Source organism: Nocardioides maradonensis, from assembly GCF_054777115.1.
Genome location: NZ_BAAHAZ010000009.1, coordinates 53,616 through 71,679, shown reverse-complemented (window position 1 = coordinate 71,679; position 18,064 = coordinate 53,616). Strand labels below are relative to the sequence as shown.

Genomic DNA, 18,064 nt, shown 5'->3' with positions numbered 1-18,064 from the left:
ATGAGCGTCCTCGACACACCCCTGGCCGACTTCGACCCGGAGGTCCACGCCGCCATCCGGGCCGAACTCGAGCGCCAGCAGGGCACGCTGGAGCTGATCGCCAGCGAGAACTCCGCACCGGTCGCCGTGATGGAGGCGCAGGGCTCCGTCCTCACCAACAAGTACGCCGAGGGCTACCCGGGTCGCCGCTACTACGGCGGCTGCGAGAACGTCGACGTCGTCGAGCAGCTCGCGATCGACCGGGTCAAGGACCTGTTCGGCGCGGGCTTCGCCAACGTCCAGCCGCACTCGGGTGCGCAGGCCAACGCGGCGGCGATGTTCGCGCTGCTCGACCCGGGCGACACGATCCTCGGCCTCGACCTCGCCCACGGTGGCCACCTCACGCACGGCATGCGGATCAACTTCAGCGGCAAGCTGTACCACGTCGTGGCCTACCACGTGCGGCCCAGCGACATGCAGGTCGACATGGAGGAGGTCGAGCGGCTCGCGAAGGAGCACCAGCCCAAGCTGATTGTGGCCGGCTGGTCGGCGTACCCGATGCACCTGGACTTCGCGGAGTTCCGCCGCATCGCCGATCTCGTAGGCGCCCGTCTGATGGTCGACATGGCCCACTTCGCCGGGCTGGTCGCGGCCGGCCTGCACCCGAGCCCGGTGCCGTACGCCGACGTGGTCACGACCACGACGCACAAGACCCTCGGCGGCCCGCGCGGCGGCGTGATCCTCACCAACGACGCCGACCTGGCCAAGAAGCTCAACAGCGCGGTGTTCCCCGGGCAGCAGGGTGGACCTTTGGAACACGTGATCGCGGCCAAGGCCGTGGCCTTCAAGATGGCCGCGGGCGAGGACTTCGCGGACCGGCAGCGTCGTACCGTCGCCGGTGCGCAGGCGATCGCGTCGCGCCTGCTCCAGCCGGACCTGGCCGCCGCGGGCATCACCGTCCTCGCCGGTGGCACGAAGGTGCACCTGGTGCTCGTCGACCTGCGCGACTCCGAGCTGGACGGGCAGCAGGCCGAGGACCGCCTGCACGCGGTCGGGCTCACGGTCAACCGCAACGCGGTGCCGTTCGACCCGCGCCCCCCGATGGTGTCCTCCGGGGTGCGCATCGGTACGGCGGCGCTGGCGACCCGCGGCTTCGGGCCGGAGGAGTTCGCGGAGGTGGCCGAGATCATCGCGGCGACGCTCGTGGGCTCCTTCGACGACGCGCAGCGTTCCTCGCTGCGGGCCCGGGTCGAGTCCCTCGCCGCCCGGTTCCCGCTGTACCCGGGCCTGTGAGCGCGCCGGTGCTGCCGGGGGAGCGCAGGCTTCTCCGACTCGAGGTGCGCAATGCGGAGACCCCGATCGAACGCAAGCCGTCGTGGATCAAGACCCGCGCGAAGATGGGTCCGGAGTACACCGCCCTGCACAACCTGGTGAAGTCCGAGGGGCTGCACACGGTCTGCCAGGAAGCCGGCTGCCCGAACATCTTCGAGTGCTGGGAGGACCGCGAGGCCACCTTCCTCATCGGCGGCGACCAGTGCACCCGGCGCTGCGACTTCTGCCAGATCGACACCGGCAAGCCCCAGCCCCTGGACCGCGACGAGCCCCGTCGGGTGGCCGAGTCCGTCCAGAAGATGGGGCTGAAGTACGCCACGATCACCGGTGTCGCCCGTGACGACCTGCCCGACGGTGGTGCGTGGTTGTACGCCGAGACGGTGCGGGCGATCCACGAGCTCAACCCGGAGACCGGGGTGGAGAACCTGGTGCCGGACTTCAACGGCGACCCCGACCTGCTGGCCGAGGTGTTCGAGTCGCGTCCGGAGGTGCTCGCGCACAACCTGGAGACGGTGCCGCGGATCTTCAAGCGGATCCGGCCCGCGTTCCGCTACGAGCGCTCCCTCGGTGTGCTGACGGCGGCGCGGGAGTTCGGGCTGGTGACGAAGTCGAACCTGATCCTGGGGATGGGTGAGACCCGTGAGGAGGTCTCGCAGGCGTTGCGGGACCTGCACGAGGCGGGGTGTGACCTGGTCACGATCACCCAGTACCTGCGCCCGAGCCTGCGGCACCACCCGGTGGAGCGGTGGGTGAAGCCGGAGGAGTTCGTGGAGCTGCAGGCCGAGGCCGAGGAGATCGGCTTCGCCGGTGCGTTGTCCGGCCCGCTCGTCCGTTCGTCGTACCGTGCCGGACGGCTCTACCGCCAGGCGCTCGCGTGGCGAGGTCTCGCGTGACCCTCAGCGCGTTCGACCTCTACTCGATCGGGATCGGGCCCTCCTCGTCGCACACCGTCGGGCCGATGCGGGCGGCGAGGACCTTCGTCGACGGCTTGCTCGCCGACGGGCTGATGGAGGCCACGGTCCGGGTGCGGTGCGAGCTGTTCGGCTCGCTCGGCGCGACCGGCCACGGCCACGGCTCCGAGCGGGCCGTCGTGCTCGGGCTGGAGGGGGAGGAGCCGGCGACCGTGGACACGGCGACCGCACAGTCGCGGTGGGACGCCATCCGAGCCGGCCGCACGATCGCGCTCGGCGGGCGGCACGTGGTCGGGTTCGACCCCGACGCGGACCTCGTGCTGCACCGGCGCCGCTCGCTGCCGGCCCATCCCAACGGCATGGTGTTCACGGCGTACGACGGCGACGGGGTGGTCCGCGAACGCACCTACTACTCGGTCGGGGGCGGCTTCGTCGTCGACGAGGCCGCCGTGGGCGCCGACCGGGTCGTGGTCGACTCGACCGCGGTGCGCTTCCCGTTCACGACCGGCGCCGAGCTCCTCGAGACCTGCGCCCGCGAGGGCCTCGCGATCAGCGACGTGATGCTGGCCAACGAGCTCTCCTGGCGGACCGAGGCGGAGGTGCGGGCCGGGCTGCTGGAGATCTGGGGCGTCATGCAGTCCTGCGTCCGGGCGGGGTGCGCCGCGTCGGGGGTGCTACCGGGCGGGCTGCAGGTGCCGCGCCGCGCGCCCGGCCTGCTCGCCGATCTCGAGGCTCGCTGCGACTCCGGCGACCCGCTCGACGTCATCGACTGGGTCAACCTGTTCGCGCTCGCCGTCAACGAGGAGAACGCGTCGGGCGGGCGCGTCGTGACCGCGCCGACGAACGGTGCGGCCGGCATCATCCCGGCGGTCCTGCTCTACTACGCGCGGTTCGTGCCCGGCGCCGACGACGACGGTGTCGTGCGCTTCCTCCTGACGGCCGCAGCGATCGGGATCCTGTTCAAGGAGAACGCCTCGATCTCGGGCGCGGAGGTCGGCTGCCAGGGCGAGGTCGGATCGGCCTGCGCGATGGCGGCCGGCGCCCTGTGCGAGGTTCTCGGCGGGACGCCGACCCAGGTGGAGAACGCCGCCGAGGTCGGCATCGAGCACAACCTCGGGCTCACCTGCGACCCCGTCGGCGGGCTGGTCCAGATCCCCTGCATCGAACGGAACGCGATCGCGTCGGTGAAGGCGATCAACGCCGCCCGGCTCGCCATCAACGGCACCGGCGTGCACAAGGTGTCGCTGGACAAGGCGATCCGCACCATGCGGGAGACCGGGCGGGACATGCACGTCAAGTACAAGGAGACGTCGCGCGGCGGGCTCGCCGTCAACGTCATCGAGTGCTGACGCCGCCCTCCCGCCACCCGGACGTCATACGGACGGAGCCCTCGGACGCTCCGCCCGTATGACGTCCGCGGGGGTCAGGGGAGGCCGATGACGACCTCGTCCAGCCCGGCCCGCTCGGTGCGGAAGGCGTTGGCGGGGTGGTCGGGGTCGGCGTACCCGAAGGAGACCGCGCACACGATGGAGCGGTCCTCGGGGATGCCGAGCTCGGCGCGCACGGTGTCGGAGTACATCGCGACGGCGGCCTGCGCGATCGCGCCGAGGCCGAGGGACTGGGCGGCGTTGAGCAGGTTGGCGACGTACCCCCCGCAGTCCATGACGCCGTAGGTGCCGAGCGCGACGGGGGAGCTGATGATCGCCACGTGGGGCGCGCCGAAGAACCGGAAGTTCTGCAGCATCTGCAGCAGCCGGCCCTCGCCGTCGCCGCGCTCGACGCCCACCGCGTTGTAGAGCGCGTAGCCGCAGGCGCGGCGGCGGTCCTGGTAGACGCCCTCGTACGCCGCCGGCCCGGCGATGTCCGGTGCCTCGGGGCCGGAGGTCACGCGGGCCACCAGCTTGTCGGAGAACGCCGCCGCCTCGTCGCCGCTGAGCAGACGCACCTGCCAGGCCTGGGAGTTGCACCAGGAGGGCGTGCGCTGCGCGATGGCGAAGAGGCGGCGTACGACGTCGGCCGGCACCTGCTGCGGCAGGAACCCGCGGCAGCTGTAGCGGTCGGCGAGGATCTGCTCGAGCGTGGTCACGCTCGCACCCTAGAGGTCGTAGTCGACGACGACCGGGGCGTGGTCGCTGAGCCGGACGCCCGCGTGCTCGCGGTCGACCTCGGCGTTCGTCGCCGTGCGGGCGAGGCCGGGCGTGGCCAGGTGGTAGTCGATCCGCCAGCCGGCGTCCTTGGCGTAGGCCTGCCCGAGCCAGCTCCACCAGGAGTACGGGCCGGCGGTGTCGGGGTGCAGGCTGCGGACGACGTCGACCAGGGTGCGGGGCGACAGCTGGGCGTCGAGCCAGGCGCGTTCCTCGGGGAGGAAGCCCTCGACCTGGTGGCTGCGCCGCCAGTTGGCCACGTCCGCGGGCGCGTGGGCGATGTTGAGGTCGCCGGTGAGCAGGAACTCGCGCCCCGCCTTGGCGGCGGCCTTGCGCGAGGCCGTCAGGTGGCGGGCGAAGCCGGCCATGAAGTCCATCTTGCGCTGGTACTTCGCGCCGCCGTCGGGCGCCTCGCGCATCCGCTTCGGGTCCTGCAGGTGGGCGGGGAGACCGCCCTTGGGCAGGTACAGGCTCGCCACCGTCACCGGCGCGTCAGCGAGGTCGACCTCGATGTAGCGGCCCTCGTCGGCGTGCGTGCGCAGCGCGCGGGGGAACGGTCGGTCCGGGTCGGGAAGCGACCAGGACCGTACGGCGACCGCGGGCTCGCGGGTCAGCACGGCGACCCCGTTGCGCCCCTTGATCACCCCGGCGTCGTACGCCGCGTGGTAGTCGCCGAACGCCCCCTCCGGCAGCGCGTCCTCCGGGCAGCGGACCTCCTGCAGCGTGACCACGTCGCAGTCGCGCTTGTCCAGCCACTCCCCGAAGCCGCGGCGCTGGGCGGCACGGATGCCGTTGACGTTGACGGTGGCGACGCGGAGCACCCGGCGATGCTACGAGAGCCCACCCGCAGCCGCTTCGCGGGTCAGGCGACGAACTCCTTCAGGGCGACCCCGTGGTCGCGCGCGATCAGCTCGGCGGCCTTCTCGCCGATCATGATCGAGGCGGCGTTGGTGTTGCCGCTGACCACGTTCGGCATCACGCTCGCGTCGGCGACCCGGAGGCCGGTGACCCCGAGGACCCGCAGCTCCGGGTCGACGACCGAGCCGATTCGGCAGGTGCTGGTGAGGTGGTAGACGCTGAGCGAGTAGTGGCGGGCCAGGTCCTCGATGAGCTCGTCGCTGAGGTCAGCACCCGGGGTCCAGCCGTGGCGTTCGGCGATGGCCGGCGGCACGAGCAGGTCGCCGATCTGGTGCGTGCTGCGCAGCTGCTCGATGATCGCGAGGCACTTGCGGACCGTCGCCGTCATGACCGCCATGTCGTGCGGGTCGCCGTAGTAGTTCATCCGGATCTCGGGCGCGGCCAGCGGGTCCGCGCTCGCGAGGACGATCTCGCCCTCGCTGTGCGGCTGCACCGGGTTGGCCAGCACGATCATGTTCTCGGCCATGGGGGAGAGCGTGGTCTCGACGTCGGCGAAGAAGTCGTCGGGGTCCACGCGCAGGCACACCCGCCAGATGTCGCCGTTGTAGCCGCAGGCGAACAGCCCGATCTGGGCGTCGTGGGTGTGCGGGTCGCCGAGGCCGGTGGAGAACCAAGCGCTGGCGTCGTACAGGGAGGAGGAGGCGAGGCCCGAGCCGGTGGTGAACCACTCGATCATCTGTCGCTCGGCCTCGGCCTTGAGACCGGCCAGCTCGGGCGGAAGCGACGTGTCGTCCGCCGGGTCGGCCGGCAGCGGACCGGCCGGTGCCCGCAGCGCGTCAGGCCCCATGGCGACACCCATCGCGGCCATCGAGACGCCGAGCCCGGGAGCCGGGAACATGAGGCCCATCTGCAGGTGGTCCTTGAGGTGCTGGCCCACCTCGGGAGCGTCGAGGACGCAGTCGATGTCGAGGTCGGCCAGCTGCTCGCGCGGGCCCACGCCCGAGAGCATGAGGATCTGTGGCGAGCCCACGGCGCCTGCGCTCACCACCACCTCGCGACGCGCGGTCACGGTCTGCCGCGTGCCGTCGTCGCCGATGTACTCGACGCCCGTGGCCCGCAGCGAGTCGCCCGAGCCCTCGAGCACCAGCCGCGCCACCTGCGCCTTGGTGACGATGGTCAGGTTCGGCCGCTGCTCGGTCTCACCCTCGAGGAACGCGTGGTAGGTGCTCGCCCGCTTGCCGTCCTTGGTGGTGGTCTGCAGCAGCGAGACCACGCCGTCGGCGCCTCCGCGGGAGAGCCCGTTGTAGTCGCCGGCGGGGATGCCGGCGGCGACCGCCGCGTCGACGAACGCCTGGGCGCCGGGCAGCACCGGGTTGCGCACCGAGACACCGAGCGGTCCGTCGGTCCCGTGCGCCGCGGTGTCGATCGGGATGGCGTCGCTCGGCACGAGGCCCTCGCTCTTGCGGAAGTACGGGAGGACCTCGTCGTAGGACCAGCCGGTCGCGCCGCCCTCGGCCCACGCGTCGAAGTCGCCGGGGTGACCGCGGACGTAGGCCATGTAGTTCATGCCGGAGGAGCCGCCGAGCATCTTGCCGCGCGGCACGAACATCAGCCCGCCCTCCAGGCCGCGGCCGCAGCCGCCGGCCTGAGCGACGTACATCCAGTCGGTGTCCTTGTCCTGCTGGATCGCCGGCGCGGCGGCCGGCATCAGCTCGGCCGCGGGCGGGTGCCCGCCGGCCTCGAGCAGCACGACCGAGACGCTCGGGTCCTCCGAGAGCCGGGCGGCGATCACCGCCCCTGCAGATCCGGCACCGACAACGACGAAGTCCGCGGACGTGGTCATGGAGCCGAACGTAGCGCCGACGGTGGTCGGGGGGAATGGATCGGGCTCGACCAATCCGGGTGGGCTGGACCGGTGGCTAGTGTCGTTGGGATGAACCAGCCGACGCTCCTCGAACGGTTCCGTACGGCGCTCGCCGCCGAGCTGCCGGGCGCGGTCGACCTGCGCCGCCGGCTGCACGCCGACCCCGAGCTCTCCGGCTCCGAGTGGCGTACGGCGGAGCTCGTGGTCGATGCCGTCGGCTGCGGATCCGGCGAGGCGGTGGCCGGCACCGGGCGGGTCGTCCGCATCGGGCGACCCACCGGACCGAGCGTGGCGCTGCGGGCCGAGCTCGACGCCCTGCCCGGTCCGTCCGGGCCGATGCACGCCTGTGGGCACGACGTCCACCTCGCTGCGCTCGTCGCGCTGGCCCGCGCCGCTCGCCGCATCGACGCGGAGGGTGAGGAGGGCGGGCTGCCGATGCCGGTCCTCGCGGTCTTCCAGCCCCGCGAGGAGCGACCCCCGTCGGGCGCCCGCGACATCGTGGCCGAGGGCGTGCTGGAGAGGTACGGCGTCTGCGCGGTCGTGGCCGCCCACCTGCAGCCGCAGCTGCCGGTCGGCCGGGTCGCGGCCGTGCCCGGTGCGGTGAACGCGGCAGCCGACCACGTCGAGATCGTGGTGACCGGCCGCGGCGGGCACGGTGGCTACCCGCAGCTCACCCGCGACCCGGTGGTCGCCATGGCGCAGGTCGTGGTCGCGCTGCAGCAGGTGGTCAGCCGGCGGATCGACCCGCTGCACGCGGCCGTCCTGACGATCGGCTGGATCCACGCCGGGTCCGCGGCCAACGTGATCCCCGACCAGGCGCGTGCCGAGGGCATCCTGCGGGTCCTGGACGAGGGCGACCGGGCGGCGGCGCACGAGGAGGTCCGCGCGACGGTCGAGCACGCCGCGGCCGCCGCCGGCTGCACGGGGGAGGTGATCGTGCACGAGGGCGAGCCGGCGCTTGTCAACGAGCCCCGCCTGACGGCGTACTCCCATCCCTGGCTGGAGGAGCTCGGCCTGTCGGTCGACACCTCGCTGCGGTCGTGCGGCGCCGACGACTTCTCCTACTACGGCGCCGTCGCGCCGAGCCTGATGATGTTCGTCGGGCTGCCGGAGATCGGGGCCTCCCTGCACCAGCCGTCGTTCGACCCGCCGGACGCCGCGATCGCCGACGTGGCGCACGCGCTGCTCGCGGGCTACCTCGGCGCCCTCGACCTGGTAGGCCTCGACCTGTAGGCCTCGACCTGGAGCCGGGCGGAGTGATCGCGGCCGGTTCGGGGAACCGGGCTGCATGTACAGCGACGAGGTCCGCACCGTCGGCGTCGAGGAGGAGTTCCTCCTCGTGCACAACGGCTCGCCGCTGCTCGCGTCCGTGGGCGACGAGGTCGTCGCGACGGCCGGCCGGATCGCCGAGGGTCAGTTCGAGCACGAGTTCAAGCAGGAGCAGGCGGAGATCGGTACGGCGCCGCACCGCGCCATCGCCGACGTCGAGCGCGACCTCCGCTCGCGGCGGAGCGTCCTGGCCGAGGCGGCGGCCCGCCACGACGTACGTCTGCTGGCGTCGGCGACCAGTCCGCTGGACCAGGACTCCTCGACCACCGTCGACCGACGCTACGAGCGGATGCGCGAGGTCTTCGGCGAGCTCGCGCGGGTGCAGCTCACCTGCGGGATGCACGTCCACGTCGCGATCGCCTCGCCGGAGGAGGGCGTGGCCGTGCTGGACCGGATCCGCGGCTGGCTGCCCGTCCTCACGGCGCTCAGCACGAACTCGCCGTACGTCGCCGGAGAGGACACCGGCTACGCCAGCTACCGCTCGATCCTGTGGGGGCTGTGGCCGAGCGCGGGTGCGACCGAGCCGTTCGGCACGGTCGACACCTACGAGCGCGCCCGGGCGGACCTCATCGCGACCGGCGCGGCCCTCGACGACGGGATGATCTACTTCGACGCCCGGCTGTCGGCCAGCTACCCGACCGTCGAGGTGCGGGTCTGCGACGTGTGCGCCGACGTGGCGGACGCACCCGTGCTCGCGGCGCTGGTCCGGGCGCTCGTCGCCACCGCCGCCCGGCACGCCGCGGCCGGTTTCGCCGCTCCGTCGCTGCGCGGAGAGCTGCTCGCCGCGGCCCGCTGGCGCGCGGCCCGGTGGGGGCTCGAGGACCAGCTCGTGGACCCGGCCGAGCGGCGGCTGGTGCCGGCCGGGGAGCTGGTCGACCGGTTGGTCGACCTGGTCGCGCTCGAGCTCGCCCGCGCGGGTGACGACACGATGGTGGCCGACGGCCTGGCCCGGATCAGGCGGCGCGGCACCGGGGCCCGGCTCCAGCGCGAGGCGTACGCCGCCGGAGGCATGGCGGCGGTGGTGGAGACCCTGGCGGACCGGACCGTCAGCTGAGCTCGAACGACGCGGCCAGCACCGCCAGCGCCCGCTTCCACTGCTCCACGTTCTGCTGCTGCTCGGGGCGCTTCCCGGTGAGCATGGCGGTCATCGACAACCCGGACAGGAAGTCCACGGTGAACTCGACGAGGGTCGCCGCGCGCGGGTCGGTGGCGAGGTCGGAGCCGAGCGCCTCGGCGTACAGGGTGCGCATCTCGCGGAAGACGCGCTCCTCCTCGGCGACCAGGTTCGCGCGCAGCTCGGGGTCGGTGCGCGCCGCGACCCAGAGCTCGACCGCGGCGTAGAACACCGGTCCGCTCAGGTCGTTCCAGGCCAGGTCGACGGTGGTGCCGATCCGGTCGGTGTCGTCGGCCATCGCGTCGATGGCCCGGCGGAACGCGGCGAGGCGCAGGTCGACGACGTGCGTGGTGGCGGCGACGAGCAGCTCGGAGCGGGTCGGGAAGTGGTGCTGGAGGGTGCCGCGCGCGACGCCCGCCCGCTCCTGGACCTCGCTCACCGTGGTCGCGGCGTACCCCTTCTCGACCAGCGAGGCGGCGGTCGCGTCGAGGATCCGGGCCCGTGTCGTGGCGCGCCGTTCCGCCTGGGTACGACGGGCGGGCGGGTGCGGCACGCAAGAAATCGTATGCACTGACGGTTTGTGTGTCGAACCTGTTGACGGCGCCCCGTTTTGCTGGTGCACTGAGAAACCGTACGTCGTAACTGTTTCTCAGCGGGGTGAGCTTGAGCATCTCCTTCGAGCGCCGGGGTGCCGGCGACCCGATCGTCCTCGTCCACGGCATCGGCAGTCGCTGGCAGGTGTTCGACCCGATCCTCGACGCGCTCGTCGGGGCGGGCCACGAGGTCCTCGCGGTCGACCTCCCCGGCTTCGGCGCCTCCAGCCTGCCGCCCGGCGTCGCCCCCGGTCCGCGCGGGTACGCCGACTGGCTGGCCGGCTGGCTCCCCGAGCAGGGCGTCGAGCGGCCCCACGTTGTCGGCAACTCGATGGGCGGCGCGATCGCGCTCGAGCTGGGTCGCCGCGGCCTCGCCCGCGCCGTCACTGCCTTCTCCCCGGCCGGCTTCTGGCGCGAGCCCGGCCTGCGCTGGGGGCAGTCGATGATCACCACGATGCGCGCCGCCGCGCGGGTCGCCGGCCCGGTCATGGGCGGAGCGGTCGACCACCGGATCGGCCGGCAAGTGCTGCTCAGCGGCTTCTTCGGCCAGCCCGGGAAGATCGATCCCGACGTGGCCCGGGCCGACATGGCGGCGCTGGCCGACTCGCCGGCGTACGCCGCCGCCCGACACGCCTTCTCCGGCTACCGCCTGGCGTCCACCGACGACCCCGGCGCCCTCCCGGCCATCCCCGCGACCATCGCGTGGGGCACCCGCGACGTGGTGCTCGCCCACCGCACCCAGAGCGCCCGCGCCCGCGAGGTCATGCCCTACGTGAACCACGTGGACCTCCCGCGCTGCGGGCACGTCCCGTTCAACGACGACCCCACCACCTGCTCCCGTCTCGTCCTCGCCGACGCACAGAAAGCCACCTCATGAACGAGCTGATCAGCACGAACCCGGCCACCGACGAGGTCGTCGCGACCTTCCCGGTGATGGACGGGGCGGCCGTGCGCGCGGTTGTCGCGCAGGCCCGCGAGGCCGCCCCGTGGTGGCGCGCGCAGGGGTACGCCGGCCGGAAGTCCGCGCTGCTCGCCTGGAAGAAGCACCTGGCCCGTCACAACGACGAGATCGCCGACCTCATCCACCGCGAGAACGGCAAGCCGCTCACCGACGCCCGCCTGGAGCTCCTGCTCGCGCTCGAGCACATCGACTGGAACGCCAAGCACGCGGGCAAGGTGCTGCGTCCCGAGAAGCGGAAGACCGGCCTGCTGCTGTCGAACTTCGAGGCGCGCGTCGAGCACGTGCCCTTCGGCGTGGTCGGCGTGATCGGCCCGTGGAACTACCCGATCTTCACGCCCAACGGCTCGATCGCGACCGCGCTCGCGGCCGGCAACACGGTCGTGTTCAAGCCGAGCGAGTACACCCCCGCGATCGGCGAGTGGTTCGTCGAGGCGTTCGCGAAGGCCAATCCCGACGCGCCCGCAGGCGTGCTCAGCCTCGTCACCGGCGACGGCACGACGGGCGCCGCCCTGTGCGACGCGGGCGTCGACAAGATCGCCTTCACCGGCTCGGGTCCCACGGGCCGCAAGGTGATGGCGGCCTGTGCCAGGAACCTGGTCCCCGTGGTCATGGAGCTCGGCGGCAAGGACGCGGCCATCGTCGCGGCCGACGCCGACCTCGACCAGGCCGCCGAGGCGATCGTCTTCGGCGCGATGGGCAACAGCGGCCAGACCTGCGTCGGCATCGAGCGGGTGTACGTCGAGCGCCCCGTGCGCGAGCAGTTCCTCGACCTCGTGAAGCAGCGCGCGTCCGCGCTGGAGGCCGGTTCCGGCAAGGGCGCGTCGTACGGACCGATGACGATGCCGTCGCAGATCGACGTCATCCGCCGTCACGTCGACGACGCGCTCGCCAGCGGCGGCACCCCGGTGGTCGGCGGGCCGCACAGCATCGGCGATCGGTACGTCGCCCCGATCGTCATCCTCGACCCGGCCCACACCTCGGCGGCGGTGCAGGAGGAGACCTTCGGGCCGACGCTGACCGTGACCACGGTGGAGTCGGTCGACGAGGCCGTGAAGCTGGCCAACGACACGGCGTACGGGCTGGGTGGTGCGGTCTTCTCGGCCCACCCGGACGCGATCGTCGACGGCCTGGAGACCAGCCAGGTCTCGGTCAACTCGGTCCTCGGCTTCGCCGGCATGGCCGCGCTGCCGCTCGGCGGCAAGGGCGAGAGCGGCTTCGGCCGGATCCACGGGCCCGAGGGCCTGCGCGAGTTCACCCGGCCGCGCGCCATCGCCACCCAGAAGCGCTCCGCCCCGGTCAACCTGCTGACGTTCAGCCGCAAGTCGTGGGTGGAGCGGGTCCTGCCGCGGCTGATCCGCTGGATCCACGGGCGATGAGCCGCACCGGCGCATCGAGCCCGAGCGTCGCCGTCGTCGGCGCGGGGTTCGGCGGGCTGGCAGCCGTCATCGAGCTGAAGCGCCGCGGCTTCGACGACGTCGTGGTCCTGGAGAAGGCTGGCGACGTCGGAGGCGTGTGGCGGGAGAACACCTACCCGGGTGCGGCCTGCGACGTGCCCTCGCCGTTCTACTCCTACTCCTTCGAGCCGAACCCGCGCTGGCCGCACCGGTTCTCGCGCCAGCCCGCGATCCTCGACTACATCCGCCACGTCGCCGACAAGTACGACGTGCGCCGGCACATCCGCTTCGACACCGAGGTGCTGGGCGCGACCTTCGACGAGGCCACCGGCACGTGGGCCGTCGAGGTGAGCAATGGCGACCCGGTGGTGGTCGACGTGCTCGTGTCCGCGGTGGGGCAGCTGTCGCGTCCGGCGTACCCGAACATCCCGGGCGTCGACACCTTCGCCGGCGAGGCCTTCCACTCCGCCACCTGGGACCACTCCGTCGACCTCACCGGCAAGCGGGTCGCGGTCATCGGCACCGGCGCGAGCGCGATCCAGTTCGTGCCCGAGATCCAGCCCGTGGTCGGCCACCTGACCGTGTTCCAGCGGTCCTCGCCGTACATCATCCCGAGGCCCGACCGGGAGTTCGGCCCGCTGCACCACCGGGTCTTCGAGAGGGTGCCGGCCACCGAGCTCGTCGAGCGCGGCACCTGGTACGCCGTGACCGAGGGCCTCAGCGTCGCCTGGGTCTACTCCCGGCCGCTCGCCGCCGCGGTCCGGGCGTGGTCGAAGCGGCACATGCGCAAGCAGACGCGCACCAAGCCGGGCCTGTTCGAGAAGGTCTGGCCGGACTACCCGATCGGCTGCAAGCGGGTCCTGTTCTCCGACAGCTACCTCCCGGCCCTGGCCCAGCCCGATGTCGACCTCGTGACCGAGGCGATCGAGCGGATCACGCCGTCGGGCGTCGTCACGGCCGACGGCGTCGAGCACCCCGCGGACGTGGTCATCTGGGGCACCGGATTCAAGGTGCAGGAGTTCCTCGCGCCGATGCGGATCACCGGGCCGGGCGGGCGTGAGCTGCACGAGGAGTGGAGGCACGGGCCGCACGCCTACTACGGCATGACCGTGCCGAGCTTCCCCAACCTGTTCGTGATGTACGGCCCGAACACCAACACCGGCGGCGGGTCGATCATCTACTTCCTCGAGGCGCAGGCGAGGTACCTGGGCGACTACGTCGCCCACCTGGCCGCGGTCGGGCGACCGCTCGCGGTGAGGGCCGAGGTGGAGGCGGCGTACGACGACCGCATCCAGACCGAGCTCTCCACGAGCGTGTGGAGCCGGTGCACGTCCTGGTACCGCCGGGCCGACGGCCGGATCACGGCCAACTGGCCCCTGCTGGGGGCGCAGTACAGGAAGCAGGCGCGCTTCGACGCGGCCGACTACGAGGTGGTGGGATGAGCAAGGGCTACGACTACGACGTCATCGTCATCGGGTCCGGGTTCGGTGGCAGCGTGAGCGCGCTGCGGCTGACCGAGAAGGGCTACCGCGTCGGCGTGCTCGAGGCCGGCCGCCGCTGGAACGCCGAGGACCTGCCGAAGACGAACTGGAACGTGCGCAAGTCGATCTGGGCGCCGCGGCTGGGGATGACCGGGCCGCAGCGGATCAGCGCGCTCGGCAAGTGCCTGGTCTTCAGCGGCGCGGGCGTCGGAGGGGGCTCGCTGATCTACGGCAACACCCTCTACGAGCCGCTGCCGGAGTTCTACTCCGACCCCGCGTGGGGCGGCATCACCGACTGGCGCGAGGAGCTGGCGCCGTACTACGACCAGGCGAAGCGGATGCTCGGCGTCGAGACCAACCCGCGGGTCGGACCCAAGGACGAGCTGCTGCTGCAGGTCGCGCGCGGCCGCGGTGTCGCCGACACCTTCCACACCACCCAGGTCGGCGTCTTCTTCAACGAGGGGGCCGAGGGGGTGGAGGTCGACGACCCGTACTTCGGCGGCGCCGGGCCGCGCCGCGCCGGCTGCATCCACTGCTCGGAGTGCTTCACCGGCTGCAAGCACAACGCCAAGAACACGACGACGATGAACTACCTGCACCTCGCGGAGAAGAACGGCGCCGAGGTGCACCCCCTGACCACGGTCACCTCCGTACGACCCGACGGATCGGGTGGATACGTCATCGACACGGTCCGCTCCAACGGCAAGCTGCGCAAGGGCCGGCGTACCTTCACCGCCGAGCAGGTGGTCTTCGCGGCCGCCGCGCTGGGAACCCAGAAGCTGCTGCACCGCCTGCGCGACTCGGGCACGCTGCCGCACCTCTCGCCGCGGCTCGGCGAGCTCACCCGCAGCAACTCCGAGGCGATCATCGGCGTGACCAGCCGCAGCCGCACCGACCTGGCGCAGGGTGTGGCGATCACCTCCTCGATCCACCCGGAGCCGCAGACCCACGTCGAGGTCTGCACCTACGGCAAGGGCCACAACTCGCTGTTCCTGCAGACCGTGCCGATGGTCGACGGCGGCGCGTTCCGCTTCCTGCGGCTGCTGCTCACCCTGGTGCTGCACCCGATCGCCTCGATGCGCACCATGAACGTGCGCGACGCGTCCTCGCGGTCGGTGATCCTGCTGGTGATGCAGTCGCTCGACAACTCGCTCACCTCCTACCTCAAGGGCGGCCTGCTCAAGACCAGGCAGGGCACCGGCCAGCCCAACCCGGACTGGATCCCGGTCGCGCACGAGGTGGCCCGGGAGTACGCCGCGGCCGCCGACGGCGTCACCGGCAACATCGGCACCGACATCTTCAACATCCCCGCGACCGCGCACTACATCGGTGGCTGCACGATCGGGCTGTCGGCGGAGACCGGGGTCGTCGACCCGTACCAGCGCGTCCACGGCCACCCCGGCCTCCACATCGCCGACGGCAGCGCCATCACCGCGAACCTGGGCGTGAACCCGTCGCTCACCATCACCGCGCAGGCCGAGCGGGCCATGGCGTTCTGGCCGAACCGCGGGGAGGCCGACCCTCGGCCGGCCCTCGGATCGGCGTACGAACGGATCTCGGCGGTCCAGCCGAAGGCCCCCGCCGTCCCCGCCACGGCCCCGGGTGCCCTCCGCCTCCCCGCCTGACCCCTCAGCGCGAATCGTTAGTTCTGGCCCGCCGAATCCGGACTTCTGGTCGACCGAAACGCCAGTTTCGGTCGACCAGGACTAACGATTCGGCGGACCACAACTAACGATTCGGGGTCAGGGGTGGAGGTGGCTCGCCGACCCGCCGATCTGGCTGGTGGTGCCCATCCGGGCGAGGAACCGGTGTTGCTCCCGGGTGCCGCGGTGCGCGGCGCGGTCGAGGCCGCCCGGCAGCTGGCGAAGTGCGGACCGGACCGCGTTGAGCGGGAAGCGGACGGCGGGGTACCACGGCAGGACGTACGGCGGCAGTCCCAGCTGCCGCATCGCCGCGGGGCCGAGCACGGCCTGGGTGATCGACAGGTGCTGTGAGCGGGCGAAGCGGCGCCGGATCCCGGCGAACCGGTCGAAGCGCCACCGCAGCGGGTCGTCGGCCATCGGCCGCGCGAGCTGGCGGGTGGTCTGGTCGGGGGTGGCGAGCGCGGACAGCGTGACGTACTGGATCCGGACCGCCTCGCGGAAGCTGCGCGGCAGGAACTCCTCGTCGACGCCGATCAGCCACCCCACGTAGCGGGTGAAGTGGGCGACGGCCTCCAGGTCGCGGGGAGCGTTGAACAGGCCGAGAGCCGTTCCGGCCGCGACCGGTGCGATGAAGGAGCCGTGGATCGTCGCGGCCATGTCGGTCTGGTTCACCGGGAGCCCCCAGGCGGAGCTGTCCCAGTCCGGCATGGCCGAGACGTGCCTGCGGACGAAGGAGTGGATCAGCCGCACCCGCAGCGTGGATCGGAAGCCGATGCCGCCGGGTGCCAGCCCGCCGACCTCCGTCGCGTCGAGAGCCCACTGCGTGGTCTCGGCGAAACGCTGGTTCGAGCCCTTCTCCAGGGCACCTGTGCGGAGCAGGGTCTGGTTGAAGCCGGAGAACTGGTAGCCGCCCTGCAGCGAGACGTCCCGGGCGATGAACAACCCGTCCGCGCCACCCGAGCGCAGCACCAGCGCGGCGCGGTGCACGAGGCGGGCGTCCACCCAGTCGGGCGTCGTCTCGACGTGCCGGAAGAGCGCGCGCAGCGGGGCAGGGGCGGCAGGGACCGAGGCGATCCCGTGCTCGAGGGCCCGGTCGAACAGGGCCCTGCCCTCCGTGCGGCCCGTCGTGGACATCCAGGCCACCACGTCGTCCATCAACGGGTCGCCCTCGGTCAGCGCCTCGCCGTACCGCCGGAACTCCGCCTCCGTCGCCGGTGCGATCCGCAGCGCCGTCGCGAGCAGCCTGATCGAGGCGGGGACGGGGAGGGGAGCGGCCGGGTGGCGCGACGGGATCGGGCGAGTCCCGGCAACTGGATAACGCATGTATTCCAAAGTAGGGACGTCGCTAGAGTGCTGTCAATGGCCAGGGCAGAGGTGGTACGTCACTACGGCGGCGTGAGCGCCGAGGACCGGCGCGCGGAGCGCCGGCGCAAGCTGCTCGACGCCGCCCGCGAGCTGTGGGGGGCCAACGGCGCCGCCGAGGTCACGGTCCGCGGCGTCTGCGCGAAGGCAGGTCTCACGCCGCGCTACTTCTACGAGCAGTTCGACAACCGCGACGCGCTGCTCCTCGCCGTCGCCGACGAGGTGCGCGACCAGCTCGCGGTCACGTTGGTCGTCGCGAGCGAGTCGGAGCCCGGCGACATCTGGGACAAGCTGAACGCCGCCTTGACCGCCTTCCTCGAGGTGGTCGCGGGCGACCCGCAGGTCCACCGGATCCTGACCAGCGACCCCGCGAGCGTGCCGGGCCTGGCCCAGCAGCAGATCGCGGCGACCAGCCGGATCGTCGAGCTGGTGCGGGAGAACGCCGCCCGGCTGCTCGATCGTGTGCCGCCCGAGGAGGAGCTGCGCCGCAACGCGGTCTTCGCCGTGGGTGGGGTGAACGGGCTGATCGCGGACTGGCTGCCGCACCGCACCGAGTCGCCCGCCGAGCTCGCCGCGACCGCGACCCGGCTGTGCCGCGCCGTGGCCCGGGGCATCGACCGGCCCTGAGCGCCGGCGTGCGGTAACACGCTGTCGGACGCTGTAGGGGATCCGAGCTTCGGTGTAGTACGGCGAGATCTCGTCGTACTACAGCGTCGGACCACGTGTTACAGCGGCCGCGGCCGGGACGCGACGAAGGGGCGGCCGCCGGATCGGCGACCGCCCCTCGGGGTCGTGCGGGCTACTTGCTGGACTTCGTCGAGCCCTTGATCTTGGTGATCCGCTCGACCTCGTCAGTGAGCTTGACGGTCTGCTTGCGCAGGCGCTTGATGTCCTTCTCCGACGGGAGGGCCGCGTCGCGGAGCTCCTTGCTGCGGGTGCGGGCCGACTTCTCCAGCGTCTTCACGCTGTCGAGCAGGTCGTCGGCCGAGCCCTTGACGACGTCGAACAGGTCCGAGACGTAGTTGGTGACGTGGGGCTTCTTCGGGGCGGTCTTGGTGGTCATGGTGTTCTCCTCGGTAGGGGTGCGGGCGGAGTGCCT

Annotated in this window: 16 protein-coding genes; 10 read left to right on the top strand and 6 right to left on the bottom strand. The window is 72.2% G+C overall.

Going from position 1 to position 18,064, the window contains the following annotated elements:
* From glyA to ACYVAQ_RS12385, 3 genes are read left to right on the top strand one after another with little or no spacing between them, the layout of a single operon-like run.
* On the top strand, nucleotides 1-1,272 hold the full coding sequence (gene glyA / locus ACYVAQ_RS12395; RefSeq protein ID WP_460789902.1) for a serine hydroxymethyltransferase: 1,272 nt from the start codon (nucleotides 1-3) through the stop codon (nucleotides 1,270-1,272).
* Nucleotides 1,269-2,204, top strand: coding sequence for a lipoyl synthase (gene lipA, locus ACYVAQ_RS12390; protein WP_460789899.1), 936 nt, complete (start codon nucleotides 1,269-1,271; stop codon nucleotides 2,202-2,204). The genes glyA and lipA overlap by 4 nt, the downstream gene beginning before the upstream one ends.
* The gene (locus tag ACYVAQ_RS12385; protein WP_460790209.1) at nucleotides 2,201-3,571 is read left to right on the top strand and encodes an L-serine ammonia-lyase; all 1,371 of its coding nucleotides are present in this window, start codon (nucleotides 2,201-2,203) and stop codon (nucleotides 3,569-3,571) included. The genes lipA and ACYVAQ_RS12385 overlap by 4 nt, the downstream gene beginning before the upstream one ends.
* Before the next feature lie 74 nt (nucleotides 3,572-3,645).
* Here the strand turns inward: ACYVAQ_RS12385 and ACYVAQ_RS12380 are convergent, their stop codons facing one another.
* The 3 genes from ACYVAQ_RS12380 to ACYVAQ_RS12370 are packed head-to-tail and all read right to left on the bottom strand — an operon-like array spanning nucleotide 3,646 to nucleotide 7,067.
* Nucleotides 3,646-4,308, bottom strand: a complete 663-nt coding sequence (locus ACYVAQ_RS12380) for a nitroreductase (protein WP_460789897.1) — start codon at nucleotides 4,306-4,308, stop codon at nucleotides 3,646-3,648.
* Between the two features lie 9 nt (nucleotides 4,309-4,317).
* Nucleotides 4,318-5,187 carry an exodeoxyribonuclease III gene (locus ACYVAQ_RS12375; RefSeq protein WP_460789894.1) on the bottom strand — a complete coding sequence of 290 codons (870 nt, stop codon included), beginning with the start codon at nucleotides 5,185-5,187 and terminating at the stop codon, nucleotides 4,318-4,320.
* A gap of 41 nt (nucleotides 5,188-5,228) precedes the next feature.
* Nucleotides 5,229-7,067, bottom strand: coding sequence for a GMC family oxidoreductase (locus tag ACYVAQ_RS12370; protein ID WP_460789892.1), 1,839 nt, complete (start codon nucleotides 7,065-7,067; stop codon nucleotides 5,229-5,231).
* A 90-nt stretch (nucleotides 7,068-7,157) separates the two neighbouring features.
* On the opposite strand from ACYVAQ_RS12370, the gene ACYVAQ_RS12365 reads away from it, so the two are divergent.
* The gene (locus ACYVAQ_RS12365) at nucleotides 7,158-8,321 is read left to right on the top strand and encodes a M20 metallopeptidase family protein (protein ID WP_460789890.1); all 1,164 of its coding nucleotides are present in this window, start codon (nucleotides 7,158-7,160) and stop codon (nucleotides 8,319-8,321) included.
* Between the two features lie 55 nt (nucleotides 8,322-8,376).
* Nucleotides 8,377-9,471, top strand: coding sequence for a carboxylate-amine ligase (locus tag ACYVAQ_RS12360; RefSeq protein ID WP_460789888.1), 1,095 nt, complete (start codon nucleotides 8,377-8,379; stop codon nucleotides 9,469-9,471).
* Here ACYVAQ_RS12360 and ACYVAQ_RS12355 read toward each other — a convergent pair.
* On the bottom strand, nucleotides 9,464-10,084 hold the full coding sequence (locus ACYVAQ_RS12355; RefSeq protein WP_460789885.1) for a TetR/AcrR family transcriptional regulator: 621 nt from the start codon (nucleotides 10,082-10,084) through the stop codon (nucleotides 9,464-9,466). The two genes, ACYVAQ_RS12360 and ACYVAQ_RS12355, sit on opposite strands and share 8 nt — an antisense overlap.
* Before the next feature lie 110 nt (nucleotides 10,085-10,194).
* Here ACYVAQ_RS12355 and ACYVAQ_RS12350 point away from each other — a divergent pair, with 110 nt between their 5' ends.
* Genes ACYVAQ_RS12350 through ACYVAQ_RS12335 form a run of 4 tightly spaced genes read left to right on the top strand, consistent with a single transcriptional unit; the run spans nucleotide 10,195 to nucleotide 15,585 of the window.
* A complete protein-coding gene (locus ACYVAQ_RS12350; protein WP_460789883.1) occupies nucleotides 10,195-11,001 on the top strand; it encodes an alpha/beta fold hydrolase in 807 nt (268 codons plus the stop codon).
* Nucleotides 10,998-12,461: an aldehyde dehydrogenase family protein gene (locus tag ACYVAQ_RS12345; protein ID WP_460789880.1), complete on the top strand. Its 1,464-nt coding sequence runs from the start codon at nucleotides 10,998-11,000 to the stop codon at nucleotides 12,459-12,461. Before ACYVAQ_RS12350 ends, ACYVAQ_RS12345 begins: the two co-directional genes overlap by 4 nt.
* Nucleotides 12,458-13,921 (top strand): flavin-containing monooxygenase, encoded by a 1,464-nt coding sequence (locus ACYVAQ_RS12340; RefSeq protein ID WP_460789878.1) that lies wholly within the window; start codon nucleotides 12,458-12,460, stop codon nucleotides 13,919-13,921. The genes ACYVAQ_RS12345 and ACYVAQ_RS12340 overlap by 4 nt, the downstream gene beginning before the upstream one ends.
* Complete coding sequence (locus tag ACYVAQ_RS12335) at nucleotides 13,918-15,585, top strand: GMC oxidoreductase (protein ID WP_460789876.1); 1,668 nt, start codon at nucleotides 13,918-13,920, stop codon at nucleotides 15,583-15,585. The genes ACYVAQ_RS12340 and ACYVAQ_RS12335 overlap by 4 nt, the downstream gene beginning before the upstream one ends.
* Nucleotides 15,586-15,702: 117 nt before the next feature.
* On the opposite strand, the gene ACYVAQ_RS12330 is transcribed toward ACYVAQ_RS12335, so the two are convergent.
* A complete protein-coding gene (locus ACYVAQ_RS12330; RefSeq protein WP_460789875.1) occupies nucleotides 15,703-16,926 on the bottom strand; it encodes an oxygenase MpaB family protein in 1,224 nt (407 codons plus the stop codon).
* A gap of 36 nt (nucleotides 16,927-16,962) precedes the next feature.
* Between ACYVAQ_RS12330 and ACYVAQ_RS12325 the strand changes: the two genes are divergently transcribed.
* Nucleotides 16,963-17,592 (top strand): TetR/AcrR family transcriptional regulator, encoded by a 630-nt coding sequence (locus tag ACYVAQ_RS12325; protein ID WP_460789873.1) that lies wholly within the window; start codon nucleotides 16,963-16,965, stop codon nucleotides 17,590-17,592.
* Between the two features lie 172 nt (nucleotides 17,593-17,764).
* Here the strand turns inward: ACYVAQ_RS12325 and ACYVAQ_RS12320 are convergent, their stop codons facing one another.
* Entirely contained in the window at nucleotides 17,765-18,028 is a 264-nt protein-coding gene (locus ACYVAQ_RS12320; protein WP_460789872.1) for a hypothetical protein, read from the bottom strand.
* Between the last annotated feature and the right edge of the window lie 36 nt (nucleotides 18,029-18,064).

Excerpts from the sequence above, each read along its gene's own strand:
- glyA (WP_460789902.1), top strand. The coding sequence starts at position 1 with ATGAGCGTCCTCGACACACCCCTGGCCGACTTCGACCCGGAGGTCCAC.
- ACYVAQ_RS12370 (WP_460789892.1), bottom strand. The coding sequence starts at position 7,067 with ATGACCACGTCCGCGGACTTCGTCGTTGTCGGTGCCGGATCTGCAGGG.
- ACYVAQ_RS12365 (WP_460789890.1), top strand. The coding sequence starts at position 7,158 with ATGAACCAGCCGACGCTCCTCGAACGGTTCCGTACGGCGCTCGCCGCC.
- ACYVAQ_RS12360 (WP_460789888.1), top strand. The coding sequence starts at position 8,377 with ATGTACAGCGACGAGGTCCGCACCGTCGGCGTCGAGGAGGAGTTCCTC.
- ACYVAQ_RS12345 (WP_460789880.1), top strand. The coding sequence starts at position 10,998 with ATGAACGAGCTGATCAGCACGAACCCGGCCACCGACGAGGTCGTCGCG.
- ACYVAQ_RS12340 (WP_460789878.1), top strand. The coding sequence starts at position 12,458 with ATGAGCCGCACCGGCGCATCGAGCCCGAGCGTCGCCGTCGTCGGCGCG.
- ACYVAQ_RS12335 (WP_460789876.1), top strand. The coding sequence starts at position 13,918 with ATGAGCAAGGGCTACGACTACGACGTCATCGTCATCGGGTCCGGGTTC.
- ACYVAQ_RS12330 (WP_460789875.1), bottom strand. The coding sequence starts at position 16,926 with ATGCGTTATCCAGTTGCCGGGACTCGCCCGATCCCGTCGCGCCACCCG.
- ACYVAQ_RS12325 (WP_460789873.1), top strand. The coding sequence starts at position 16,963 with ATGGCCAGGGCAGAGGTGGTACGTCACTACGGCGGCGTGAGCGCCGAG.
- ACYVAQ_RS12320 (WP_460789872.1), bottom strand. The coding sequence starts at position 18,028 with ATGACCACCAAGACCGCCCCGAAGAAGCCCCACGTCACCAACTACGTC.